Below are 25,106 nucleotides of genomic sequence, written 5' to 3'. Positions count from 1 at the left end.
GTCCCATGGCATCTCACTCCTCTTCCGACCGCGACCTGCTCGACCGCCACGCCGAGGCGCTCCAGCTCTTCACCGACCGGGTGCACGCCGTGCGCGACGACCAGTGGTCCGCGCCGACGCCGTGCACCGAGTGGTCCGTCCGCGATCTGGTCGCCCATCTCACGTCCGAGCAGCTGTGGGTTCCGCCGCTGGTCACGGAAGGGCTTACGGTCGCCGAGGTCGGTGACGCCTACGACGGTGATGTGCTGGGCGACGACCCCGTTGCCGTCTGGGACCGTGCGGCGGCAGGGGCGCGCGAGGCGTTCGCGGCACCGGGGGCGTTCGGTCGGACCGTGAACCTGTCGTACGGGGACACCGCCGCCGACGCGTACTGTGCGCAGATGGTGAGCGATGCGGTGGTGCACTCCTGGGACCTGGCCCGGGCGATCGGTGCGGACGAGGGGCTGCCCGAGGATCTGGTCGCCTTCACGCGGCGCGAGGTCGCACCGTATGCGAAGGGGCTTTCGCAGACCGGTCTGTTCGCCCCGGCCGTCAGGACCGAGAAGGACGCCGACCCGCAGACTCAGCTGCTCGCACTCCTGGGGCGGCGGGTCTGACAAAAACGCGGTAAACGGGTCACATCGGCACGCCGGCAGGGTATCGGACCGGGTCGGCGGCATTGCCGTGGCAAGTGCGCTGCGATTAGCCTGTGTTCGCGATTCCGGTCACTGGTCGGAGTGTCGAACATGAGAGGTGGGTGCACGACCATGGGGCGACTCGTCCCTGCGGTGACGCGGGCCCTGGACGTACTCGAACTCTTCCTCCACGGGGACGGAACACTCTCCGCGCCCGAGGTCACCCGCAGGCTCCAGCTGCCGCGCACCACCGTCCACGAACTGCTCACCACCCTCGCCGCCCGCTCCTACCTGGTGGCGGTCCCGGAGCAGCCCGGCCGTTACCGCCTCGGCGTCCGTACCTACCAGCTCGGCAGCCGGTACGCCGAGCAGCTCGACCTCGCCGCCGAGGGGCAGCAGGTGGCCCGGGAGGTCGCCGAGACGTGCGGCGAGACGGTCCATGTGGCGATCCTGGAGGACGCCGACGTCATCTATATCGCGAAGGTGGACTCCACCCATGCGGTCCGGATGGTTTCCGCGGCCGGACGCAGGCTGCCCGCCCACTGCACCTCCGTCGGCAAGATGCTGCTCGCCGCGCTGCCCGACCGGGAGCTCGACGCCCGGCTCGACGGCCGCGAACTGACCGGAATGACTCCCGACAGCATCACGGACCCCGCCGAGCTGCGGACCGTCCTCGCAGCCGTCCGGGAGCGGGGCATCGCGGTGGAACACCGTGAGTCCAACCCTGATGTGAGCTGTGTGGCGGCTCCGGTGCGGGACCGGTCGGGCCGGGTCGTCGCCGCGCTGTCCATCTCCGTGCCGATGATCCGCTGGACCGAGCAGCGCGAGGAGGAGTTGGCGGTCCTCGCGGCCGACGGCGCCGATGCCCTCTCCGGTCGGCTCGGGCACCACGCGAGGGGGAAGTGATGCGCGGCCCGCGCCCCGAGGTGGCGGTGCGGGAGCACGCCGAGCTCGGTGAGGGCCCTACCTGGGATCCGGCCACCGGGCGGCTGATCTGGGTCGACATCCTCTCGGCCCGCGTCCACACCTACGACCCGGTGAGTGGCCGCCGTACGGTCATGGCCACCGAACAGCACGTCGGAGCGGCGAAGCCGCGGGCCGGCGGCGGTCTTGTGGTCAATCTGCGCGACGGCATCGGCCTGTACGACCCCGACGGTTCCTTCCGCTGGCTGGTCCACGACCCCCAGCCCGGACGGCGAGGCAACGACGCCGGTGTCGCGCCCGACGGCGCGCTGTGGGCGGGCACCATGCGCTACAACGAGGCGGAGACCGGCGGCAGCCTCACCCGCGTCTCGCCCGACGGCACGGTCACTCCGGTGCTGCCTGTGGTGGCGTGCAGCAACGGCACCGGATGGAGCCCCGACGGGCGGCTCATGTACTACATCGACACCCCGACGGGCCGCATCGACGTCTTCGACTTCGACGGTGAACACGCCGTGAACCGGCGGACGTTCGCCACCGTCGAGGGAGGATCGGGTTTCCCGGACGGGCTGACGGTCGATGCCGAGGGAGGCGTCTGGGTCGCCCTCTGGGACGGCGCCGCCCTGCGCCGCTACACGGCGGACGGCGCACTGGACCGGACCGTCGAACTGCCGGTACGGCGCCCGACCGCCTGCGCGTTCGGCGGTGCTGACCTGCGCGACCTGTACATCTCCACAGCCCGGACGGGAATCGGCTCCCCGCATCCGCTGTCCGGTTCGCTGCTGGTGCTGCCGGATGCGGGACAGGGAATGCCCGGGACTGCCTTCGCGGGCTGAAGCGGACGGGGGCGATCCCCGAAGGAATCGCCCCCGTCTCGGGCTACCAGTGCCCCTCCCGGCAGGCTTTGCCCCGTCGCACCGCCCGGCATGCCCTCCTCCAAGGCCTTGAGGGCCAGGGGGGACCCCCTTCCGCGTCGGCCAAGAGCCCTGGTGCCTCCTTCGCCAAGCTCTCCACTCCGTTCGAGAGGGGAGACCCCATCCGAGGACTTCAGGCCGCGTTGCGTCGCACGCACCGGACGACGCTCCTCATGGGACACACATTGCCGGGCACGGCACTAACCCGCGAAACGGCGCAGCGCTCCCGGCAGCCGGGAGCCGAGCGGGGACATGTTCCCGCCGGCGCCGTGCCGGGCCAGCAGATCGAGGGCCAGCCGGCCCCGGCGCACCCGCTCGCGGGCCGTGTTCAGGGCGGCGTCGCGCAGCTGTGCACCGTACGGATAGATGCCGGGCGCCCTGGACAGGCCGAACTTGAGATAGATCGGCGCGCCGCGACGGATCAGCTCCGCCGCCTCGTACATCCGCACATAGCCGCCCAGGTCGTCCGGCGCCTCGATGTACAGGTCCATCGGAGCGCCCGACACCCGCCGGATCTCGGTGAGATGAGCAAGTGTCAGATCTGACGGGATATTGATCGAGTCGGCGCCGAGCTGTTCGTGGACCGCGTACGAGGCGGGGTTCACCGGGCCGATGAGCGCCGACACCTTGAAGGTCGTATCGGCGGGCAGCACGCCCCGTACCCGTAGTCTGTGCAGCGTCCAGAGCACCCCTTCGTCCGCGACGAGCAGGCACTTGACGCCCAACTCCGATGCCCGCAGGGCGTCTTCGACACATCCGGCCAGTGCGTCATGACCGCGGGCGCGCAGCCCCGCTCCGCCCGAGTCGGTACGCGTGGAGGCGCCGGTGTCCCAGCTGCCGCGCGGCCCGGTGAAGAGGCAGAGTTCGATGTCGCGTTCCGCGCAGCCCTCCACCATCTCGGTGATCTCGGCGTCGCTCAGCATCCAGATGCCGCTGCCCTGGCTGATCCGGTGGACCGGCACATCGAGCCGCGAGGACTCCTTCAGGACGACGGCGAGCGCCTCGGGCCCCTCGACGGACGGGATCTCGGTCCGCCAGGTGCCCCCGTCGGGGAAGGCGTACGAAGAGGTGTCGGCCGGGTCGGCGGCGGGCGCATCCATCCCGAGCGCGGTGAGCGCGGGTTCGCCGGGGCGACGGACGGACGAGTCGGATGAGGTCATGAGTGACCCTTCATGTTCGATATGTCGGACGTGGTTCGAGTTCCGGGGCGCGCGCCAACTGCCGGTAGCTGAAAGGGGAATTACGGGCGAAGAAGCACCTTTCCCGTCCCGGGATCTCCGCCCCCGACCAGAGCCACGGCTTCCGCGAACCGGTCCAGGGGGAACTCGTGCGTGATCAGCGCCGCCGGATCCAGCAGTCCGGCGGTGAACGCCCGTACCGCATACGACCAGGCCGCCGACGACGCGCCGAACACGCTGCGCACGGTGAGCTGGCTCAGCGACAGATGAACCGGATCGATACCGACGGCTCCCGGCGCGAACATGCCGGTGAGCACCACCCGGCCGCCGCGCCGCGCCAGCAGGCACGCGTCGGCGGCGGTGGGCGGCGCGCCGGCCGTCTCCACGACCAGGTCGTAGCGGCCGTGCACCTCCGTGGCCTCCTCGGGGGCGCGGGCCTCACCTGCCCCGAACGACCGTGCCTGTCCTGCCCGTTCGCTCCGTGGGTCGATCACTGTCAGCTCGCCGGGGGACAGTGCGGACAGCAGCTGCACGGCGAGCAGCCCGAGCGTCCCGGCGCCCACCACGGCGACCCGCTCGCCCGGCTCAGGGGCCCCGGCTCGCACTGCCGCCGCCACCACCGCGGCCGGTTCCAGCAGGGCGGCGGCGCGCAGATCCGCGTCGTCGGACAGGGGGTGCAACAGCCGTGCGGGGACCACGACATGGTCGGCGAATGCCCCGGGCCGGGTGAAGCCCGTCTCGTCGTACCCCGATGTGCAGAGCGAGGTCTCGCCGCTCCGGCACCGCTCGCAACTGCCGCAGGACCGGAAGCCCTCGGCGACCGTCCGCCGTCCGAGCAGCGCCGGATCGACGCCCGCGCCCAGGGCGTCGACCACGCCCGACCACTCATGGCCGGGCACCACCGGGTAGCGGACATAGCCCGGGTTGCGATGGCCGTCGTACACCTCGCGGTCGCTCATGCAGATCCCGGCCGCGGCGACCTGTACCCGGATCTCACCGGGGCCGGGCTCCGGAAGGGGGCCGGTGGTCAGGGTGTGCTCGCCGGGGCGTTCGACCGTGATCGCCCGCGAGTGGGAGGAGCTCACTTGGGCTGCCTCTTCTCCCAGCCGTCCGCCCACAGGTCGAACCGGGCCTGCTGCTGGGGGAATTCGGCTGCGGCGTCCACATCGAGCTCAACTCCGAGACCCGGAGCATGGGAGAGCTCGAAGCAGCCGGTTTCGGGGTCGACCTGCGGGGCGCCCTTGACGACCTTCTTGATGTCGGCGTCCGCGAAGTCATTGAAGTGTTCAAGGATCTTGAAGTTGGGTGTACAGCCAGCCAGTTGGAGGCTGGCCGCGGTCAGTACCGAGCCACCCACATTGTGCGGTGCGATGAGTGTGTAGTGGGTCTCGGCGGTCGCGGCGAGCTTGCGCGTCTCCAGGATGCCGCCGATGTGGCCGAGGTCCGGCTGGATGATGTCGGCCGCCTGTGACTCGAACAGCTCGCGGAACTCGATCCGGTCGTGGATGCGTTCACCGGTCGCGATCGGCAGGTCGACCTTGTCGGCCACCTTGCTGAGCGCCTTGAGGTTCTCGGGCGGCACCGGCTCCTCCAGCCAGGCCGGCCGGAACGGCGCCATCTCGTGTGCGATCCGCACGGCGGTGGACGGGCTGAACCGCCCGTGCATCTCCAGCATCAGTTCGGCGTCCGGGCCGATGGCATCCCGTACGGCCTCGATCAGCGACACCGCGTACCGGGTCTCCTGCTGCCCCAGTTCGAAATGACCGGTCCCGAACGGGTCGATCTTCAGGGCGCGGTAGCCGCGCTCGACGACTGCCCGAGCCGCCTTGTGGTACGCCTCCGGGGTGCGCTCGGTGGTGTACCAGCCGTTCGCGTACGCCTTGACCCGGTCGGTGACCTTTCCGCCGAGCAGCTGCCAGACGGGGACGCCGAGCGCCTTTCCCTTGATGTCCCAGCAGGCCATCTCGACGACCGCGATGCCGGACATCACGATCTCCCCGGCCCGCCCGTAGTCGCCGTACTTCATCCGGCGTACGAGGTCCTCCACGGCGAAGGGGTCGGAGCCGGCGATGTGGTTGGCCTCCGCCTCGCGCAGATAGCCGACGAGTGCATCGGTACGGCCGAGCATCCTGGTCTCGCCGACGCCGGTGAGACCCTCGTCGGTATGGACCTGGACGTAGGTGAGATTGCGCCAGGGCGTGCCGACGACATGTGTGCTGATTCCGGTGATGCGCACGGGAGTTGCCCCTCGACTTGTTCGATATTTCGTCATGCGTTCGAAATCCTGGCGTGACCGTAATGACGCTGCGGGGCGAGTGTCAATGGGGCCGCAGGGTCCGGGTTCGGTTCCCCGCCGAGGCCGAACCCCTGCTCGGACAGTCCGGCCGCGACCCCGGGCGACGCACGGGCGCCTCTGCCGGGCGGGCGGTCTCGCTCAAACCTCCGTATAAAGGGCCCTGGGAGCGAGACGGTACAAGGCAGGGCGAGCCGGAGCCGGACAGGTGACGGAGCGGCAGCGAAGGAGACCCGGGATGGCGCGGGAGCGGACCGAGCGGGCCGGGCCGGCCGGGGATGCCGGGCGTGCCCCGTGGACCCCTCGGGAGGATCGGGGACCCGTACGCTACGGGCCGCCCGCCCCTGATCCGGGGCTGCCCGTGCTGCCCGAGCTGGCCGGTGTGCTCGCCGCGGCAGCCGGGCGCAGCGAGCCCGAACCGACCGGTGGCGGCGAACCCCTGCGTGAGGCGGCCGCCGCCTACTGGGCCCGGCGCGGGCTGCGCGGCGGACCTGAGTACATCGCCGCCGCCCCCGGCGCCTCGCCGCTGCTGCTCGCCCTGATCGCCGCGCACGGAGGTGATGTCCTCACGCCGCGCCCCTGTCCCGCCACCTGGATCCCGCAGGCCCGGCTGCTGGGCAGGCCTGCCTACCATGTGCCGACCCCGGCCGAGTGCGGCGGCGTGCCCGACCCGTACGCACTGCTGGAGACCGTACGAAGGGTGCGTGCCGAAGGCGGCCGGCCCCGGCTGCTGCTGATCTCCGTCGTCGACGACCCGACCGCCACCGTCGCCCCACCGGAACTCGTCCGCGAGGCGTGCGAGGCAGCCGTCGCCGAGGGGATGCACATCGTGAGCGACGAGACCTGGCGCGACACCCTCCACCGCCCCCACGACACGGTCCTGCTCAGCCCCGCCGAGATGTGCCCCGACGACGTCACGGTCGTCTGCGATCTGGCCGGGGCGCTGACCCCGTCCGCCTGGCCGGTCGCGGTCGCCAGATTCCCGGACACCGAACGGGCGGCGGTGCGGCACGCCCGGACCCTCGACATCCTCACCGCTCTCGGCGCCCACGTCGCGGGCCCGGTCGCCGTAGCGGCCGCCCACGCGCTGACCGAACCGGAGGCCGTCACGGCCCGGGTCCGCCGGGCCGCCGCCCTGCAGGCGCAGGTCGCCGCTGCGGCCCACCGGGCGGTGCTCGCCTCGGGCGCGCTGGCCCGGCCCCCGCAGGCGGGCCGTCATCTCTACGCCGACCTGGGGCCGCTCCGGGCCCGGCTGGCCACTCGCGGCGTCACGGACTCCCTGGAACTGGAGGAGTACCTCACCGAACGCCTCGGCGCGCCCACTCCCGGCGGCCACCGCTTCGGGGACGAACTGGGCGCGCTGCGGGTGCGGCTGGGCACCGGACCGTTGCTCGGATCAACCCCCGAGCAGCAGATGGAGTCCCTCACTGCGGTGGAGCCCCTGAAATTGCCGCATGTCGCCCGAGCGCTGAGCATTTTCGGAACAGCCCTCGACGAACTCCGGTGAAGAACCGAACTCCGATGACGTACGCGCCGACGTGCCGACGACGTGCCGGCATACGTGAGCACTGACGTACCGACGACGCTTTCCGGGACGGGAGTCCTTCGATGACGGAACAGACCGAGCGCTCCGGTGCCGGGGCCGCGCATTCGGCCCCTCTCGGCGTGATCGTCCCGCCGCGCCCCCTCGGTGAGGTGCGGGTCTGGCCCGCCGGCTTCGCAGACCGGCTCACCGCCCCGCTCCCGGGTGTCAGGGGCATGCCCAGACTGGCCCGCGAGCGTGCCATGCGGCCCAACGCGGAGGGGCTGCGCGGCATCCATCGACTGCCGTACGCCCCCGAACCGCTGCCCGCCACCGACGCGGGCACGACCTCCGTCACCTGGGCCGGGCATGCCAGCTGGATCATCCGCACCGGCGGGCTGACCATCCTCACCGACCCCGTCTGGTCCCGCCGCATCCTCGGCACACCCGCCAGGATCACGCCCGTCGGTGTCCGCTGGGAGGACCTGCCGCCCGTCGACGCGGTCGTCATCAGCCACAACCACTACGACCATCTCGACGCCCCCACCCTGCGCAGGCTGCCGCGCGACACGCCGCTGTTCGTCCCCGCCGGGCTCGGTCAGTGGTGCCGTCGCCGCGGCTTCTCCTGCGTCACCGAGCTCGACTGGTGGGAGTCGGCGGTGCTGCGCGGTGTCCGTTTCGACTTCGTGCCCTCCCACCACTGGTCCAAGCGGACCCTCACCGACACCTGCCGCTCCCTGTGGGGCGGCTGGGTCGTCAAGGCCATCGGCGGCGGCGACGGGCCGCGGGTCTACTTCGCAGGGGACAGCGGCTACGGGCACTGGTTCACGGAGATCGGCCGCCGCCACCCCGGGATCGATCTGGCCCTGCTGCCGATCGGGGCGTACGAACCGCGCTGGTGGCTCGGCGACGTGCACACCGACCCCGAAGAGGCCGTGCAGGCGTACGAGGATCTCGGCGCCCGCGCGATGGCGCCGATGCATTGGGCGACGTTCCTGCTCTCCGCCGAGCCCGTTCTCGAACCGCTCACCCGGCTCCGTAGCGCCTGGCAGCGCGCCGGACATCCACGCGAACGCCTGTGGGACCTGCCGATCGGTGGCTCCCGGCTGCTGGACGGGACCCATGCCCCGCAGGCACTCCGCACCCCGCACACTCCCCGGGCGCCCCGGGGCATCAGTGGCTGAACCGGGCCCGTATCCTGCGCCACACCGCGGGAGTACCGCTGATCAGCAGCGTCAGACCGACCGCCGCGACCACACCCTGCCACGGCTCCGGGAACAGCGAACCGCCCAGAATGCCGATCAGCTGATACGTCGCCGCCCACGCCAGACAGGCCGGTATGTCAGCGCGCGCGAACCTCCGCATCGGCATGCGCCCCAGCAGACACGCCAGCATCACCGGAATCCGCCCGGCCGGCACCAGCCGCGACAGCACCAGCACCACCGCGCCGTGCTCGTCCAGCTTCTGCTGCGCCTGCGCAAGCCGCTCCGGCGCCGCCCGGTCGCTGATCGCCCGCAGCCACTTCGAGCCGTTCTTCGACCGCACCCCGCGCTGCCCCAGCCAGTACAGACAGATGTCCCCGAGGAACGCCGCCGACGCCGCCACCCCGAACACCACGAGCAGCGCGAACGGGTCCGTCTGGTGGAACGCCACCACGGCCGCCGAACTCACCAGCGCCCCCGTCGGCACCACCGGCACCAGTGCACCCAGTGCCACCAGCAGGAACAGGGACGGATAGCCGACGGCCTGCTGCGTCGACTCAGGGGGCAGCTGCCCCACGACCTGCAGGATCACCTGGCGGCCTCCGGCCGCACATGCTCGCCGTGGGTCAGCCGGTGCACCGCCACGTCCGGCGCCAGCAGCGCCGCCTGCCGGACGAACTCGTCACCCGGTGAGTGGAACTCGTGCGGCCGGACCCCGTCCATCCCGATCGGCCAGTACGTGCCGTAGTGCACCGGCACGGCCGAGCGCGGCGCCAGCCGGGCCAGCGCCTGCGCGGCCCGGCCCGCGTCCAGATGACTGTGGCCGAGATACGGGCCCCAGCCGCCGACCGGCAGCAGCGCCACATCCACCGGGCCGACGGCCTCCGCCATGTCGTCGAACAGCCCGGTGTCGCCGGCGAAGTACGTACGGGCCTCGCCCTCGACGACATAGCCCAGCGCGGGGGAACGGTGCGGGCCCACCGGGAGCCGCCGGCCGTCGTGCTGCGCCGGGACGGCCCGTACCAGAACCTCACCCACGCGTACCTCGTCCCCCGCCGCCACCTCGGTGATCCGCAGCCCGCGTACGCGGCGCAGCATCCGCAGTCCCGGTACGGAACGGACGGCGCCCACCGGCACGATCAGCCGGGTGCCGGGGGCGAGACGGGCCAGCGACGGCAGATGCAGGTGGTCGGAGTGCAGATGGGAGACGAGGACGACGTCCGCGACGGTGGCCTCGGGGCCCGGAAGCGCACCCCGGCGACGACGCAGATGCGCGAAGCGGCGTACGAAGAGGGGGTCGGTCAGGACGCGGACTCCGGAGTCCTCGATGGTGCAGGTGGCATGACCCCACCAGGTGACTTCCACCGGCACCGTCTGTCTCCCGTCCGCCGTGGCTCTCTGTTCCGGTCCCTTGAGCGTAGTGCCGGAGCGGGTGTGGGCGGATGCGTCCGGCCGCCGGCCCGAAGAGGAGTCCTCAGAGCCTGTCGGGTGACCTCTGATCGGGCGGCCACGCCCTGGCACGCACGCTTCCCGCGTTGCCGAAATGTCCTAGTAGCTCCGCTACGAGGACATCCCGCCGCCTTGGAATCGCACGCACCAGACCGCGTCCGCTATCCGATCGAAGGTCACCCGACAGGCTCTCAGTCCGTCAGCCCCAGCGCCCCCGCTGCCTGGATCGCCAGCCAGACCTCCGCCAGCGCCCCCGTCGACGCCAGATCGCGGTCGGCCAGCGCACCGAATCGCCGCAGCCGGTACGTCAGGGTGTTCGGATGGATGTGGAGCGCGGCCGCCGCCGCATCCGTGCGGCGGTCGCGCTCCATCCAGGTGCGGGCGGAGACCAGCAGCTGCGAATCGTGCGCCTCGTCGTAGCGCAGCACCTCACCGAGGACGTGCTCGACCAGCGCGGTCAGGACCGCCGGGTCGTCGGGCAGCCAGCGGCCCATGGAATCGTCCCCGTAACGGATCACCGGGCGGCCCGACTCGACGGCCTTCGAGACCGCCCAGAGCGCCTCGCGCTGCGCGACCCGCAGCGCAGCGCCCGGCAGGAACGGGCGACTCATCCCGGCCGCCACGCCCGGCAGCCCGCCGATCTCCACGGCCAGCTGCGGCGCCCCGAGGACATAGCGGTCCTCGCCCCGGGTGAGCAGCAGGTGCGGATGGTCCTGGAGGCAGCGCAGCAGCGCCTCGTCCGTGGTCTGCCGGACCACGAGCAGCACGGTGTCGCCCTCGATCGCATGCCGGGCGAGCCTGCGCCGTGCCGCTTCCGGGTCGAGGACCTCCTGCAGCAGCTCGGCAAGGGTCTCCGCGCCCTCGCGGCGCAACGTCTCGCGCTCGTTGCGCACCATCGCGACCCGCAGCGCAGCCACCGTGGCGATGTGCTGGACGACGGCGAGTCCGGCGGGCTGGGCGCCCTCCCGTTCGTACGCGACAAGGAACCCGGCCGGACCGCCGGGCGCCGGCACGGGCAGCACGAATCCGCCGGGGATGGTCGGAGGGGCGTCGACCGAGTCGGGCAGGACGCCCGGATCGGGCGCCGGTACGCCCGGCAGGAGGGGGCGCCCCTGCGGCGTGCAGAGGTACACGTCGTATCCCGAGAGGCGTTCGAGGCGGCGCAGCAGCGTGGGTGTGTCGAGGTCCTCGGCCACCAGCCAGCGCAGCGAACCGAAGACCTGCAGCTGGGCGCCGAGCCGGTGCCGGGCATCCTCCTGGACCGATGCGGCGACCTCCTGGGCCACCGCGATGAAGGGGACGGCGAGCGGGACCTCGAGGACCGGGAAGCCCCGCTCCTCGGCCGCCCGGAAGAACGCGTCGTGCAGCGGGGGCATGTGCAGCTGCGCCGAGAGGGCCAGCGCGGAGACTCCGGCGTCGTCCAGCCGCTCCAGATACGCGCGCTGCCCGGCGGCGGTCCTGGGGACCGCCAGGCCCGTCGTCATGATGACCTCGGCGCCGAGCAACCAGGGTGTCGGATCGGCCAGTTCGCTCGCGTGCGCCCAGGAGACCGAGCGGCCCAGACCGCTGCTGCCCGCCTTCACCGTGAGCTGGAGCGCGGGGTAGGAGAGAAGATCCTCAACGGTGAGTTTGTCGCTGGCCACAGACAACAGCCTATCCCTTTGTGACTTTCACAATTGCCGCGCACGGTTCGGGACCACAAACTGAGGGGCCAGTCCCCGCGCATGAACAGTAGGTGGAGCGCCCGTGACTTCCTCGATCACCGAAGTCGAGACCAACGGGGTCGAGCGGATACCCGAAGCGGATCGCACCGCCCGTCCCCTCGACCTCTTCCGGCTCGCCTTCGGCGGTGCCAACACCTTCGCCACCTGTGTGCTCGGTGCGTTCCCGATCCTGTTCGGGCTCTCCTTCTGGCAGGGACTGGCGGCGACCGTGCTGGGGCTGCTCGTCGGCGCCCTGCTGCTCGCCCCGATGGCGCTGTTCGGCCCGACGAACGGCACCAACAACGCCGTCTCCTCCTCCGCCCACCTGGGCGTGCACGGCAGGATCGTCGGCTCCTTCCTCTCGCTGCTCACCGCGGTCGCGTTCTTCTCGATCTCCGTGTGGTCCTCGGGTGACGCACTCGTCGGCGGAGCCCACCGGCTCGCCGGTCTCCCCGAGTCCGACGTGAGCTACGGCGTCGCCTACGCGATCTTCGCCGGGCTGGTGCTCGTCGTCTGTGTCTACGGCTTCCGGTTCATGCTGCTGGTCAACAAGATCGCGGTCATCGCGGCCTCGGCGCTCTTCGTTCTCGGCGCCTTCGCCTTCGCCGGAGACTTCGACCCGGGGTACGCGGGAGCCTTCGCCTCGACCGCGGACCCGCTCTTCTGGCCGGCCTTCATCGGCTCCGCGCTGATCGTCCTGTCCAACCCGGTCTCGTTCGGCGCCTTCCTCGGCGACTGGTCGCGCTACATCCCGACCGCTACGCCGCGCCGCCGGGTCATGGGCGCCGCGTTCCTCGCCCAGGTCGCCACCCTGCTGCCGTTCCTCTTCGGCCTGGCCACCGCTTCGATCATCGCCGCCAAGGCCGCGAAGTACGTCGACCCGGCCGCCCCCAACTACGTCGGCGGACTGCTCGCCATCTCGCCCGGCTGGTACTTCCTGCCGCTCTGCCTGATCGCCCTGATCGGTGGCCTCTCCACCGGCACGACCGCGCTGTACGGCACCGGGCTCGACGTCTCCAGCGTGTTCACGCGCTTCAGCCGGGTCCAGTCGACGTTCTTCATCGGGGCCCTGTCGATCGCCTTCATCTTCGTCGGCCGGTTCGCGCTCAACCTCGCGCAGTCCATCTCCACCTTCGCCACCCTGATCATCACGTGCACGGCCCCGTGGATGATCGTCATGGCCCTCGGCTACTTCACCCGGCGCGGCTGGTACGACGCGGACGCCCTCCAGGTCTTCAACCGCCGTCAGACCGGTGGACGCTACTGGTTCAACCACGGCTGGAACTGGCGCGGCATGTCCACCTGGGTCATCTCGGCCGTCGTGGCGCTCCTCTTCACCAACCTGCCCGGCCAGTTCGTCGGCCCGCTCGGCAACCTCGCGAACGGCGCGGACATCTCCCTGCCGGTCGGCCTCACCCTGGCGGCCGTGCTCTACCTCACCCTGCTCACCGTGTTCCCGGAGCCACGCGGGGTGTACGGGCCGGACGGACCCCGAATCGTCCGGGCGTCGGACACCGAGGTCCCGCCGATCACCGGCAGTACGGAGGAGCCCCTCGTCGCCGAACCCGCCGCCGCTCACTGAGCGCTCGCCCCGCCCGTCACCAGGAGCCACCCATGAGCACGACCGAGAACACCCCCGCCCAGGAGATCCGGGCCGCCGCCGACGCGCTCGTCGCCGCCTTCGCCGAGGGACGCCTCGACGACTACTTCGGTGCCTTCGCCCCGGACGCCACCTTCGTCTTCCACTCCACCCCGCAGCGGCTCGCCTCCACGGCCGAGTACCGAGCGCTGTGGCAGCAGTGGGTGGCCGAGGACGACTTCCGGATCCTGGCCTGCACCTCCACCGGACAGCTGATCCAGCACCTCGGCTCCACCGCCGTCTTCAGCCACGACGTCGAGACCAGGATCGCCACCCGGGCCGGCGAGGAGACCGTCCACGAGCGGGAGACGATCATCTTCGCCCGCGCCGAGGACGGCAGCTGGCCCGCCGTCCACGAGCACCTGTCCGCCCGCACCACTGGCTGACGGCACCGCCGCGCCGAACGTTCGCCCGCACCACCGGGTGACCACGAGCACCACCCGTACCGCCGCCCGACCATGAGAAAGACCGGTTCCATGAGCATCACGTTCCGCAATTACATCGACGGCGCCTTCGCGGACGCCTCGGACGGCCGCACGCTCGATGTCGTGAACCCCAGCACCGGCGAGGTCTACGCCACCTCCCCGCTCTCCGGCGCCGCGGACGTCGACGCGGCGATGGCTGCCGCCGCTGCCGCGTTCCCCGTCTGGCGCGACGCCACCCCCTCCGTGCGCCAGCTGGCCCTGCTGAAGATCGCCGACGCGATGGAGGCGCGCGCTGACGAACTCGTCGCCGCGGAGAGCCGGGACACCGGCAAGCCGCTCCACCTCACCCGCAGCGAGGAACTGGCCCCCGCCATCGACCAGGTCCGCTTCTTCGCGGGTGCGGCGCGGATGCTCGAAGGCCGCTCGGCCGGCGAGTACATGGAGGGGATGACCTCGATCATCCGCCGCGAGCCGGTCGGTGTCTGCGCCCAGGTAGCACCCTGGAACTACCCGCTCCTCATGGCGGTCTGGAAGTTCGCGCCCGCGCTCGCCGCGGGCAACGCCGTGGTCCTCAAGCCCTCGGACACCACCCCGGCCTCCACCGTGCTCATCGCCGAGATCATCGGCGGCGTTCTGCAGGAGCTGGAGCTGCCCCGCGGCATCTTCAACGTGATCTGCGGCGACCGTGAGACCGGCCGGACGATGGTCGAGCACCCCACCCCGGCGATGGCGTCCATCACCGGTTCGGTCCGGGCCGGCATCCAGGTCGCGCAGAGCGCCGCCAAGGACGTCAAGCGCGTCCACCTGGAGCTCGGTGGCAAGGCCCCGGCCGTCGTCTTCGAGGACGCCGACCTGGAGAAGGCGGTCGAGGACCTGATCGTCGGCGGCTTCTTCAACGCCGGCCAGGACTGCACCGCCGCGACCCGCGTCCTGGTCCAGGAGTCCGTCCACGACGCGTTCGTCGCCGCCCTCGCCAAGGCCGCGGCCGACACCAGGACCGGGCAGCCGGACGACGAGGACGTGCTCTACGGCCCGCTCAACAACGCGGGGCAGCTCGCCCAGGTCAGCGGCTTCATCGACCGCCTCCCCGCCCACGCCAGGGTCGAGGCGGGCGGCAACCGGGTCGGCGACAAGGGCTACTTCTACGCCCCGACCGTCGTCTCCGGTCTGCGGCAGGACGACGAGATCGTCCAGAACGAGGTCTTCGGACCCGTCATGACCGTCCAGTCGTTCACGGACGAGGCCCAGGCGGTGGAGTATGCGAACGGCGTCGACTACGCCCTCGCCTCCTCCGTCTGGACCAAGGACCACGCACGGGCGATGCGGATGTCCAAGAACCTCGACTTCGGCTGCGTCTGGATCAACACGCACATGGCGCTCGTCGCCGAGATGCCGCACGGCGGCTACAAGCAGTCGGGCTACGGCAAGGACCTCTCGGCGTACGGTTTCGAGGACTACACGCGCATCAAGCACGTCATGACCTCGCTTGGACACCTGCCCCTCCATGCGCCCCGCCCCGGGTCCCGCCCCGGCGCCGGGGCGCATGTGTGTGCCGGCATGTAGTTCTTCCGTCCTGACATACGCCTTTTTGTGCGGGAGTCGGAGAGGTAGGGTCGCCCGTACGCCGAGCACGGGGGGAACGCCCATGGAGGACGTACGGGTGGCGGCCATCGCCAGTCTCACGCCGTTGGAGGAGCTCGACAGCGACCCGTTCCTCGTGGACACGCGCAGCCAGCACGCCATGTGCGCCCGCTGGGCCGCCGACAAGGGCTATGTCGTCACGCGGCAGCTGCGGTTCTACGGGATGCGCTCCGACCACCACGCCCTGTGGGCGGATGTCGACGACGGCGACGTCCAACTCTTCGTGGCGCCCAACGACCGGGTGCTCGCGCGGGCACTCACCTCGGTGCCGGAGTTCGCCGCAGAGTGCGAGCGGCGAGGCGTACGCCTGGAGTTCGCCGGTCTCGACGAGCCGTCGTACAGCTCCCGCACGAAGGCGAGCGTGCACCGCAGGCTCTCCATGCCGACCGCCGGATACGACGGCTGCTGACCGTCGCACTCCCCGGGCTCCGTGCCGTGCGAACCTGCTGTGAAAGGCTGGGGCCGGGTCCGGAACGGCAGGGCCCGGACGTGTGAGGTGGGAACGGCGTGGGTGACGGGCGATGGCGTACGGCCGGCAGCGCCCTGATGCGGGTGATCGTGGTGTGGGCCGTCTCGACCCTCACCATGCTGGTGCTCGCCGGGATTCTGCCCGACTTCCAGCTCCAGTCGGACAACGGCGACAGCGTCACCAAGATCGCGTTCACCGCTGCCTGGGGCGCCGGCGCGTTCGGTCTGCTCTCCGCGCTGGTCTGGCCGGTCCTCGTGCGGGCGCTGCTCATCGTGCCCGCCCTCGTCCTCGGGATGCTGGTCTTCTTCCTCAACGGCTCGCTGCTGCTCGTCGCCCTGCGGCTCATACCGGACGGGCGCGGCGCCGCCAACCCGGAGACCGCGGTCGTCGTCGCCGCCGTGATGTCCGCCGTCGCCTCCGCGACCTCCACCGCGCTCGCCGTCCGCGACGACAACGCCTACCGCCGCAGGCTCTCCCGCCTCGCCGACCGGCGCCGCCGCCGCAGCGGCGCGGACGGCGGCCGCAGCGGACCGCCCGGCACGGTCTTCATCCAGCTCGACGGCGTCGGCCACGACGTCCTCGCGCGGGCCGCCGCGGGCGGTCTGATGCCCACCGTCGCGCACTGGCTCGCCGATGGGTCGGGCCACCGGCTCACTCCGTGGCGCACCGACTGGTCCAGTCAGACCGGCGCCAGCCAGCTGGGCATCCTGCACGGCAGCAATTTCGACATCCCCGCCTTCCGCTGGTACGAGAAGGAGACCGGCGACGTCGTGGTGTCCAGCAGACCCGCGAGCGCCCTCGAACTGCAGCGCCGCGCCATCGTCCGCACCCACGACGGCGGGCTGCTCACCCTCGACGGCGCCAGCCGCGGAAACCTGTTCAGCGGCGGCGCGGACCAGCTCGCCCTCGTCCTGTCGATGGCTGCCCGGCGTGGCAAGGGGCGCCGCTCCCGGGCCGGTTACTTCGCGTACTTCTCCGACCCGGCCAACGCCGTCCGTACCGCCCTGTCGTTCGTTGCCGAGGTCGGCCGGGAAATCAGCCAGTCGACCCGGGCGCGGATCCGGAAGGACGCGCCCCGGATCAAGCGCGGCGGGCTCTACCCCTTCATCCGTGCCTTCGCGACCGTCGTCGAGCGTGACGTGGTGGTCGCGGCGGTCATGGGGGACATGTTCGCCGGACGCACCGCCGTCTACGCCGACCTCGTCGCGTACGACGAAGTCGCGCATCACTCCGGGCCACACAGCCGGGACGCGGAGAAGGTCCTCGCGCGCCTGGACCGTTCGCTCGCCCTGATCGTCAAGGTCGCCGAACACACCCCGCGCCGCTACCGGATCGTGCTGCTCTCCGACCACGGACAGAGCCCTGGGGAGACCTTCGCCGGGGCGTACGGGCTGACGCTCAAGGACCTGGTGCGGGCGGGCTGCGGGCTGCCCGTGCCCCGGCGGGCGCAGCGTACGAAGAGCGGCTCGGAGGCCCGGGACGCGGTACGGACCGCCCTGCACCGGCCCGTCGAGGAAGGCGGGACGGACACCGCCGCGGCCCCGTCCGACCCGGTCGTTCTCGCCTCCGGCAATCTCGGCCTGATCTCCTTCCCCGACATCGACGGGCGCGCGACCCGCGAACAGCTCGACCGCCGCCATCCCGCGCTGCTGAGCACCCTTGCCAATCACCCCGGCATCGGCTTCCTGCTGGTCCGCAGCGAGCTGCACGGATCGGTGGTACTGGGGCGTGGCGGCGCACAGACACCGGTGTCGGAACTGGCGGACGGGGAAGGCCTGCTGGAACCGTTCGGCCCGGGCGCGGCGGACGCGGTGCGGCGCACCGACACCTTCCCGCATGTCGCCGATGTCATGGTCAACTCGATGTACGACCCCACCACGGGCTGTGTGCACGCCTTCGAGGAACAGATCGGCTCCCACGGCGGGCTGGGAGGTGAGCAGTCCCGGCCGTTCCTGCTCCACCCGCGCACCATGTCGGAGCCGATGGCCTCCCGCACATCGGCGGGACCGGGTGCGGACGGTGAGCTGGTGGGGGCCGAGCAGGTGCACGAGGTGCTGCGGCGCTGGCTGCGGGAGTGTTCCGGACCGCAGGTACCGCTGACTTCGGACGATGCCGATGATTCCGGCGGGGCGGACGGGACGGCGGCGGCAGCCGGCTGAGGAGCATTGTCAGTGGTGGACGGCAGGATGGTGTCCATGACGAACTCAGCTGTTGTGCTCGCCGATGCCGCCTCCTACGCCACCGCGGTCGAAGAAGCGTCGGCGGCCGCCGCCGCGTACTACGCCGGGGGCGAGAGCACGCTCGACGACGACGCGTACGACCGGCTGGTGCGCGGGATCGCCGCATATGAGGAGGAGCACCCGCAGGACGTGCTGGCCGCCTCGCCGACCGGCAAGGTGGCCGGCGGCGCCGCGGGCGGGGACGTACCGCACACGGTGCCGATGCTCTCCCTGGACAACGTCTTCTCCGCCGAACAGTTCGCCACCTGGACGGCCTCCCTGGAGCGCCGGATCGGCAGAGCGGTCGCCGCGTGGAGCGTGGAGCCCAAGCTCGACGGCCTCGCGGTCGCCGCCCGCTACCGGTCGGGCCGCCTGGAGCGCCTGATCACCCGGGGCGACGGCACGGCGGGCGAGGACGTGTCGCATGCGGTCGGCACCGTCGTCGGACTCCCGGAGCAGCTCGGCGAGCCGGTGACGATCGAGGTCCGCGGCGAGATCCTGATGACGAACGAGCAGTTCGAACAGGCCAACACGGTCCGCACCGAGCACGGCGGCGACCCCTTCGCCAACCCGAGGAACGGCGCGGCGGGCACCCTCCGCGCCAAGGACCGCCCCTACACGGTCGAGATGACGTTCTTCGCGTACGGCGCCCTGCCGCTGCCCGAGTCCGGCGAGCTCACCGGCACGCTGGCCGAACTCCCGCACAGCGAAGTCCTCGGGTACGTCGCCGGGCTCGGCGTGCACACCGCGGCCGATACGGACGTCGCGCCGCGCACCGTCACCACGGTCGAGCAGGTGCAGTCCCGGGTCGAGGAAATCGCTGCGCTGCGCGCCTCGTTGCCGTTCGGTATCGACGGCATCGTGATCAAGGCCGATCTCGCGGCCGACCAGCGCGAGGCCGGTTCGGGCACCCGGGCGCCGCGCTGGGCCATCGCGTACAAGCTCCCGGCCGTCGAGAAGGTCACCCGGCTCCTCGGCGTCGAGTGGAACGTCGGCAGGACCGGCATCATCGCCCCGCGTGCCGTGCTGGAACCCGTCGAGATCGACGGATCGACAGTCGGTTACGCCACGCTGCACAACCCCGCCGACATCACCCGCCGAGATCTGCGCCTGGGCGACCGGGTGATGGTCTACAAGGCCGGCGACATCATCCCCCGCATCGAGGCCCCGGTCGCCCATCTGCGGACCGGCGACGAGCAGCCCATCGTCTTCCCCGAGACATGTCCGCAGTGCGGTTCCGAGATCGACACGAGCGAGCAGCGCTGGCGCTGTGTCCGGGGGCGCGACTGCCGCCTCGTCGCCTCCATATCGTATGCGGCGGGCCGCGACCAGCTCGACATCGAGGGCCTCGGCGCGACCCGAGTCGTCCAGCTCGTCGACGCCGGCCTGGTCTCCGACTTCGCCGATCTCTTCACGCTCGAACGCGAGCAGCTGCTCGGCCTGGAGCGGATGGGCGAGACGAGCACCGACAACCTCCTGGCCGCCATCGAGACGGCGCGTACCCGCCCTCTCTCCCGGGTCTTCTGCGCCCTGGGCGTACGGGGCACGGGGCGCTCCATGTCGCGGCGGATCGCCCGCTACTTCGCCAGCATGGACCGGATCCGCGCCGCCGACGTCGACACTCTCCAGCAGGTCGACGGCATCGGCAAGGAGAAGGCCGCCGGGGTGGTCGCGGAGCTGGTCGAGCTCGCCCCGCTGATCGAGAAGCTGGTCGCCGCCCGGGTCACCATGGTGGAGCCCGGCGCGACGCCGCCGCCGGAGCCGGGCGAGGAGGGCACGGACGCGGCTGCAGCCGTCGCGGAGGGCGAGACGGCTGCCGAACGGCCGCTGGACGGAATGACCGTGGTCGTCACCGGGGCCATGACCGGAGCGCTGGAGAAGCTCTCCCGGAACCAGATGAACGAGCTGATCGAGCGGGCCGGCGGGAAGTCCTCGTCCAGCGTCTCAAAGCGCACCACGCTGCTCGTCGCCGGCGAGAAGGCCGGGTCCAAGCGCACCAAGGCGGAGGACCTCGGCGTGCGGATCGCCGCGCCGGACGAGTTCGCGGAACTGATCGCCGAGTTCCTGCCGTCGGAGGTGTGAGGGGCGGACCCGCGGGCGCCCGTCTGCGAGGGTGGGCCGGTGGGCGAGCCGAGCCCTTGGATTTTGCCTGAGAGTGGCTTTCTTTGCCTTCTTATTGCATAGTGAGGGCTCGGTCATGCCTCGCTATCAGCGAGCCGACGAGTGTGTGAACGGCTGCTGCGGCAGGCCGGGGGATGAGGGACGATGCATTCTCCGCACGACGGACGGCGACACGGCCGGTCCGTCCGCAACGGATACCGAGGTGTCACCCGCGGACTCGCCCTTGACCTCGGCAGTTCCCGCACCCGTGCCTGGATCCCCGGCCTCGGCATCGTCACCGACGCCGAATCCTCCGACGATCCCGACGGTGGGCGCGGTCACGGCCGTCCGGTCCGGCGCGGGCGCATCGTCGATCCCGAGTCCTGCGGCCGGATGCTCAGCCGCATCGCCGACACGGCACTGGGCGCCGACCGCAGCGAGACCCTGATCGTCCTCAGCCACCCGGTCCTCGCCGGGCCCGAACACCGCGCCGAGGCGCGGGAGCTCCTCGCCGCACTCGGGCCGACGAGTGTCATCGTGCTGAACAGTGCCAGAGCCGCCGCCGCATACGCCGGACCGCAGGACGGCGGCCCGCTGCTCGTCGTCGACATCGGCGCCGAGCTGACCGAAGTCACCCTCCTGGTCGACGGAATGGTCCGGGACGCCCGCCAGGCCGAGACCGGACTCAGCGACCTCGGACCCGCCGAGCCGCCCACCACCGTCGTCCGCACCGCACTGGACATGATCATGGAGATGTGGCAGCAGGACCGGCACGGCGCGGTCCTCGGAGCCCTGCGCAAGGGCCCGTTGCTCGCCGGAGGCGGTGCCCTGCGCCCCGACATCACCAACCGGATCGCGGTCCGCCTCGGGGTTCCGGTGCGGCTCGCCGACGACCCGGCCACCACGGTGGTCCGCGGCGCGGGGCTGATCCTCAGCTCCGCGCTCCGGCACGCCGCCGCGGCGCCGGCCCTGCCCGGCCCGGCGAGGTGACCCTCTTCCCGGGGCCGCCCCCGGGGAACACACCCGCGAGAGGGCGACCGGACAGCCCGGCACAGCGTACGGCGCGCCGCAGGCGTGCGACAGCGGCCCGTCAGGCCCTGGCCGTGTTCCTCCTCGTCGTGCTCACCGTCGTCGGCGGCGCCTCCGCGGCCGTCGCGGCCGCCGGAGCCGTAACGCCGCCACGCTCCCTGTCCGGTCCGTCGCCCGCCGCCGCCCACACGCCCGTCGTTCCGCCGCCCGCCCAGCACACCGACCGGACCGCCCGCCCCGGCCACCCGCACGACACGCGGCGGAACCGCACGGCAACGGCGACCGGTCACGACCGCACCGTTCTCCCGGCCGTTCCCCGCCCCTGGGTCGCCACCGACCACATCCGCATCCAGCACCAGCTCCCGCCGCCCGGCCCCGGCGGCGCCCTGCTGCCGGGGGCGCCCGGCATCCCCGTACCGCTTCCGGCCCGGCAACGGGCCCCGGATGCCCCCTCCCTCGCATCCGACCGCCCCCGCGTGGCGCTTCCCGGCGTACGCGGCCCTCCGAGGACGGACCGTTCCCCCGGCCACCGTTCTGCTCGACAGACCTGACGCCGCGTTCTCGCCGAGGTGAGTGCGGCAGGCGTCCCTCTCGGAGGATTTCCATGACTCGCGCCACCACGGTGCGAGCGGTTCTGGCTGCGGCCGTGCTGCTCGTTTCCGTGCTCATCACGCTGACCATGTCACCCAGACTCGGCCTCGATCTTCAGGGCGGCACCAGATTGGTGCTCCAGGCCAAGGACTCCGCCACCACGAAGGCGGACCGGGAGAGCACCGACCGAACCCTCGAGGTGCTCCGCCAGCGCATCGACTCGCTCGGCGTCGCCGAACCGACCCTGACCCGGTCCGGAGAGGACCGGATCATCGTCGAGCTGCCCGACGTCCAGGACCCGCGCAAGGCCGCCGAAGTCATCGGCAAGACCGCCCAGCTCAGCTTCCACGCCGTCCAGGGCCCCGGCACGGAACAGGAGAAGGGAAAGGCCACCGGGCTGACGCTGCCCGACGAGGAGGGGCGCCCTCTCGCCCTCGGCCCGGCCCGGCTCACCGGCGCGGGCGTCAAGGACGCCGGGGCCTCCTTCGACGCCCAGCAGGGCGCCGGCTGGACCGTTGCCCTCGACTTCCACAAGGGCGCGGGCCGGGACTGGACCCGGCTGACCGGCGAAGCCGCCTGTCATCCCGTTCAGGACGAACGGCGGCGGGTCGCGATCGTCCTCGACGACCAGGTGATCTCCTCGCCCCAGGTCGCCCCGTCCGTCGGCTGCAACGTCGGCCTTCCGTCCGGCTCCACACAGATCACCGGCTCCTTCGACGCCGACGAGGCCCGCAATCTCGCGCTGCTCATCAAGGGTGGCGCGCTGCCCCTTCCCGTCGAGATCGTCGAACAGCGGACCGTCGGTCCGACGCTCGGCGCCGACGCCATCGACGCCAGCGCCCAAGCCGCCCTCATCGGTGCCGCCGCCACCGCCCTCTTCATCACGTTCGTCTACCGGCTCTTCGGCGCCCTCGCCGCGGTGGCCCTGGCCGCGTACGGAGTCATCTCCTACGCCGCACTGGTCGCTCTCGGCGTCACTCTCACCCTCCCCGGACTGGCCGGATTCGTCCTCGCCATCGGGATGGCGGTCGACGCGAACGTGCTGGTCTTCGAACGCGCCAGGGAGGAGTACGCGGAACGTCCCGGCCGCTCCCTGCGCTCCGCGATGACCGCCGGATTCCGTAACGCCTGGAGCGCGGTCGCCGACTCCAACGTGACCACCCTGATCGCGGCCGGTCTGCTCTTCTTCCTCGGCTCGGGACCGGTCAAGGGATTCGGAGTCACGCTCGCCATCGGCGTTCTCGCGTCGATGTTCTCGGCGCTCGTCATCGCTCGTGCCCTCACCGAGATCGCGTCCCATTCGCGGTTCGTCAGCGACTACCGGGGTGTCAACGGCATCGCCCGCCCCGGCCGTGTACGGACCTGGCTGACCCGCCGTGATCCGCAGCTGTTCCGGTCCTCCCGCCGCTGGCTGCTGATCTCCACGGCTCTGATCGCGGTCGCGGTCCTCGGCATCGTCGTACGGGGTGTCAACCTGGGCGTGGAGTTCACCGGCGGCCGGCTCGTCGAGTACTCCACCAGCAGGCCCGTCGACGTCGAGACCGCCCGCACCGCCCTGGCCGGCGCGGGCTTCGGCGACGCCGAGGTCACCACGGCGGGCGCGGGCGACCTCTCCGTACGTACGGGAGACCTCAGCAACGACGAGGAGCACGCCCTGCGTGCCGCCCTTGCCGAGGAGGGCGGCCACACCACCAAGGTCCGCGACGAACTCATCGGCCCCAGCCTCGGCGACGAACTGCGGCGCAACGCGCTGATCGCGCTCGCCATCGCCGTCCTCGTGCAACTCGCCTATCTGGCGGTCCGGTTCCGCTGGACGTTCGCCCTGGCATCGGTTGCCGCGCTCGTCCACGACGTCATCGTTCTGGTCGGCGCGTTCGCCTGGCTCGGCCGCACCGTCGACGGCATCTTCCTGGCCGCACTCCTCACCGTCATCGGCTACTCCGTCAACGACTCGGTGGTGGTCTTCGACCGGGTCCGCGAACTGTGGGCGAAGGCGCGCCGCGTACCCGTGGCGACCGTCGCCAACCGCGCCGTCCTGCAGACCGTTCCCAGAACCGTCAACACCGGCATGGGCGCCCTCTTCATCCTGGCCGCCCTCGCCGTGCTGGGTGGTGACTCCCTCGCGGACTTCGCGCTCGCCCTGCTCATCGGCATCTGCGTCGGCACGTACTCCTCGGTCCTGACCGCCGTACCGGTCGCACTCGTCCTGGAGAAGAGCAGCAAGGCCCCGCCGCCCGCCCGCAAGCGGGCGCCCCGGCGCACCTCCGGCGCAGGGGCGAAACGCAGGGATCCGCTCGACAACGGGGCGCGCGTGTAACGGCTTCGCGCTCCCGCAGTGTGTGCCGCCCCCGCCCACCGCGGCGGGGGCGGCACACGTCGCGGCGGTCCTGTGTTCCGCACCCCGGTCGCGGCACAATCCTGATTCCGTCCCGGTGATTGGAGCGTGCCCATGCCCGTCATGCTGCGTGAGGCATGGGCCACCCTCGTACCGGACGTGACGGACCGGCACGGGCCGCTGCCGCCGCTGATGCTCGCCCTGACGGTCGTCACCGGGCTGGTGGACGCCGTCAGCTATCTGCAACTCGGCCGGGTCTTCGTCGCGAACATGACCGGCAATGTGGTCTTCTCCGGGTTTGCCTTCGCCGGGGCCCCTGGCTTCTCGCTCGCCGCGTCGCTCGTGGCGCTCGCCGCGTTCGCCGCCGGGGCGCTGCTCGGCGGCCTGGTCGTGCACCGCACCCGCACCCACCGGGGCAGGAACCTGCAGTACGCACTCCTCGCCGAGACGGCGTTCGTCGCGGCCGCCGTGATCGTCACCCAGGTGTCAGGCAGCCCGTACGCCGGCGGGGTCCGCTTCACCCTCATCGTCCTGCTCGCGCTCGGCCTCGGCGTGCAGAACTCCGCCGCCCGCGCGCTCGCCGTCCCCGACCTCACCACCACCGTACTGACCCTCACCATCACCGGCATCGCCGCCGACAGCCACCTCACCGGAGGCGCCGGCAACAAGGCCGGGCGCCGGGTGATCTCGGCCTGCGCGATGCTGCTCGGCGCCGTGGCCGGAGCCGCCGCGGTCCTGCACGGACACCCGACGCTGCCGCTGCTGCTCGCGGTCGCGATCCTGGCCGCGGCGAGTGCCGCGGCCACCGCCCTGGCGCGCACCGACGCACCGTGGACCCGCCCCCTCGCAGAGAAGTGACGCA

At 71.7% G+C, this 25,106-nt stretch carries 20 protein-coding genes and 1 pseudogene; 15 read left to right on the top strand and 6 right to left on the bottom strand.

Annotated elements, in window-relative coordinates:
• Positions 1–5 precede the first annotated feature (5 nt).
• From OG395_RS14770 to OG395_RS14760, 3 genes are all read left to right on the top strand, one after another.
• Positions 6–596 carry a TIGR03086 family metal-binding protein gene (locus OG395_RS14770; RefSeq protein WP_327243352.1) on the top strand — a complete coding sequence of 197 codons (591 nt, stop codon included), beginning with the start codon at positions 6–8 and terminating at the stop codon, positions 594–596.
• A 150-nt stretch (positions 597–746) separates the two neighbouring features.
• Positions 747–1,520: an IclR family transcriptional regulator gene (locus tag OG395_RS14765; protein WP_327243351.1), complete on the top strand. Its 774-nt coding sequence runs from the start codon at positions 747–749 to the stop codon at positions 1,518–1,520.
• Entirely contained in the window at positions 1,520–2,371 is an 852-nt protein-coding gene (locus OG395_RS14760) for an SMP-30/gluconolactonase/LRE family protein (RefSeq protein WP_327243350.1), read from the top strand. The genes OG395_RS14765 and OG395_RS14760 overlap by 1 nt, the downstream gene beginning before the upstream one ends.
• A gap of 278 nt (positions 2,372–2,649) precedes the next feature.
• On the opposite strand, the gene OG395_RS14755 is transcribed toward OG395_RS14760, so the two are convergent.
• From OG395_RS14755 to OG395_RS14745, 3 genes are all read right to left on the bottom strand, one after another.
• Positions 2,650–3,609, bottom strand: a complete 960-nt coding sequence (locus OG395_RS14755; protein WP_327243349.1) for a hypothetical protein — start codon at positions 3,607–3,609, stop codon at positions 2,650–2,652.
• An 80-nt stretch (positions 3,610–3,689) separates the two neighbouring features.
• Positions 3,690–4,712, bottom strand: coding sequence for a zinc-dependent alcohol dehydrogenase (locus tag OG395_RS14750; protein ID WP_327243348.1), 1,023 nt, complete (start codon positions 4,710–4,712; stop codon positions 3,690–3,692).
• Positions 4,709–5,863, bottom strand: a complete 1,155-nt coding sequence (locus tag OG395_RS14745; RefSeq protein WP_327243347.1) for a mandelate racemase/muconate lactonizing enzyme family protein — start codon at positions 5,861–5,863, stop codon at positions 4,709–4,711. The genes OG395_RS14750 and OG395_RS14745 overlap by 4 nt, the downstream gene beginning before the upstream one ends.
• 295 nt (positions 5,864–6,158) lie before the next feature.
• Between OG395_RS14745 and OG395_RS14740 the strand changes: the two genes are divergently transcribed.
• Positions 6,159–7,427 carry an aminotransferase class I/II-fold pyridoxal phosphate-dependent enzyme gene (locus tag OG395_RS14740; protein WP_327243346.1) on the top strand — a complete coding sequence of 423 codons (1,269 nt, stop codon included), beginning with the start codon at positions 6,159–6,161 and terminating at the stop codon, positions 7,425–7,427.
• Between the two features lie 101 nt (positions 7,428–7,528).
• Positions 7,529–8,626 carry an MBL fold metallo-hydrolase gene (locus OG395_RS14735; RefSeq protein ID WP_327243345.1) on the top strand — a complete coding sequence of 366 codons (1,098 nt, stop codon included), beginning with the start codon at positions 7,529–7,531 and terminating at the stop codon, positions 8,624–8,626.
• Here the strand turns inward: OG395_RS14735 and OG395_RS14730 are convergent.
• The 3 genes from OG395_RS14730 to OG395_RS14720 form a co-directional block, all read right to left on the bottom strand.
• Positions 8,616–9,236, bottom strand: a complete 621-nt coding sequence (locus tag OG395_RS14730; protein WP_327243344.1) for a DedA family protein — start codon at positions 9,234–9,236, stop codon at positions 8,616–8,618. The two genes, OG395_RS14735 and OG395_RS14730, sit on opposite strands and share 11 nt — an antisense overlap.
• Complete coding sequence (locus tag OG395_RS14725; RefSeq protein ID WP_327243343.1) at positions 9,233–10,015, bottom strand: MBL fold metallo-hydrolase; 783 nt, start codon at positions 10,013–10,015, stop codon at positions 9,233–9,235. Before OG395_RS14725 ends, OG395_RS14730 begins: the two co-directional genes overlap by 4 nt.
• Before the next feature lie 269 nt (positions 10,016–10,284).
• Entirely contained in the window at positions 10,285–11,736 is a 1,452-nt protein-coding gene (locus tag OG395_RS14720; RefSeq protein ID WP_327243342.1) for a PucR family transcriptional regulator, read from the bottom strand.
• Between the two features lie 103 nt (positions 11,737–11,839).
• Here OG395_RS14720 and OG395_RS14715 point away from each other — a divergent pair, with 103 nt between their 5' ends.
• From OG395_RS14715 to OG395_RS14670, 10 genes and pseudogenes are all read left to right on the top strand, one after another.
• The gene (locus tag OG395_RS14715) at positions 11,840–13,378 is read left to right on the top strand and encodes a purine-cytosine permease family protein (protein WP_327243341.1); all 1,539 of its coding nucleotides are present in this window, start codon (positions 11,840–11,842) and stop codon (positions 13,376–13,378) included.
• A gap of 32 nt (positions 13,379–13,410) precedes the next feature.
• Positions 13,411–13,821 (top strand): YybH family protein, encoded by a 411-nt coding sequence (locus OG395_RS14710; RefSeq protein WP_327243340.1) that lies wholly within the window; start codon positions 13,411–13,413, stop codon positions 13,819–13,821.
• 90 nt (positions 13,822–13,911) lie between these two features.
• A pseudogene (locus OG395_RS14705) lies at positions 13,912–15,348 on the top strand (gamma-aminobutyraldehyde dehydrogenase); the annotation flags it as partial.
• A 157-nt stretch (positions 15,349–15,505) separates the two neighbouring features.
• Entirely contained in the window at positions 15,506–15,910 is a 405-nt protein-coding gene (locus OG395_RS14700; RefSeq protein ID WP_327243339.1) for a hypothetical protein, read from the top strand.
• Between the two features lie 98 nt (positions 15,911–16,008).
• Positions 16,009–18,129 (top strand): phage holin family protein, encoded by a 2,121-nt coding sequence (locus OG395_RS14695; protein WP_327243338.1) that lies wholly within the window; start codon positions 16,009–16,011, stop codon positions 18,127–18,129.
• 27 nt (positions 18,130–18,156) lie between these two features.
• Complete coding sequence (ligA, locus tag OG395_RS14690; protein ID WP_327249340.1) at positions 18,157–20,271, top strand: NAD-dependent DNA ligase LigA; 2,115 nt, start codon at positions 18,157–18,159, stop codon at positions 20,269–20,271.
• A 183-nt stretch (positions 20,272–20,454) separates the two neighbouring features.
• Positions 20,455–21,279, top strand: a complete 825-nt coding sequence (locus tag OG395_RS14685) for a rod shape-determining protein (protein WP_327243337.1) — start codon at positions 20,455–20,457, stop codon at positions 21,277–21,279.
• Between the two features lie 113 nt (positions 21,280–21,392).
• The gene (locus OG395_RS14680) at positions 21,393–21,869 is read left to right on the top strand and encodes a hypothetical protein (protein WP_327243336.1); all 477 of its coding nucleotides are present in this window, start codon (positions 21,393–21,395) and stop codon (positions 21,867–21,869) included.
• A gap of 53 nt (positions 21,870–21,922) precedes the next feature.
• Positions 21,923–24,226, top strand: a complete 2,304-nt coding sequence (secD, locus tag OG395_RS14675) for a protein translocase subunit SecD (RefSeq protein WP_327243335.1) — start codon at positions 21,923–21,925, stop codon at positions 24,224–24,226.
• Between the two features lie 132 nt (positions 24,227–24,358).
• Positions 24,359–25,102 (top strand): YoaK family protein, encoded by a 744-nt coding sequence (locus tag OG395_RS14670; RefSeq protein WP_327243334.1) that lies wholly within the window; start codon positions 24,359–24,361, stop codon positions 25,100–25,102.
• Positions 25,103–25,106: the final 4 nt, after the last annotated feature.

Source organism: Streptomyces sp. NBC_01320 (assembly GCF_035974375.1).
Taxonomy (GTDB): Bacteria; Actinomycetota; Actinomycetes; order Streptomycetales; family Streptomycetaceae; genus Streptomyces; species Streptomyces yanii.
The sequence above is the reverse complement of the archived record's forward strand: the minus strand, read 5'-3'. Positions and strand labels throughout refer to the sequence as shown.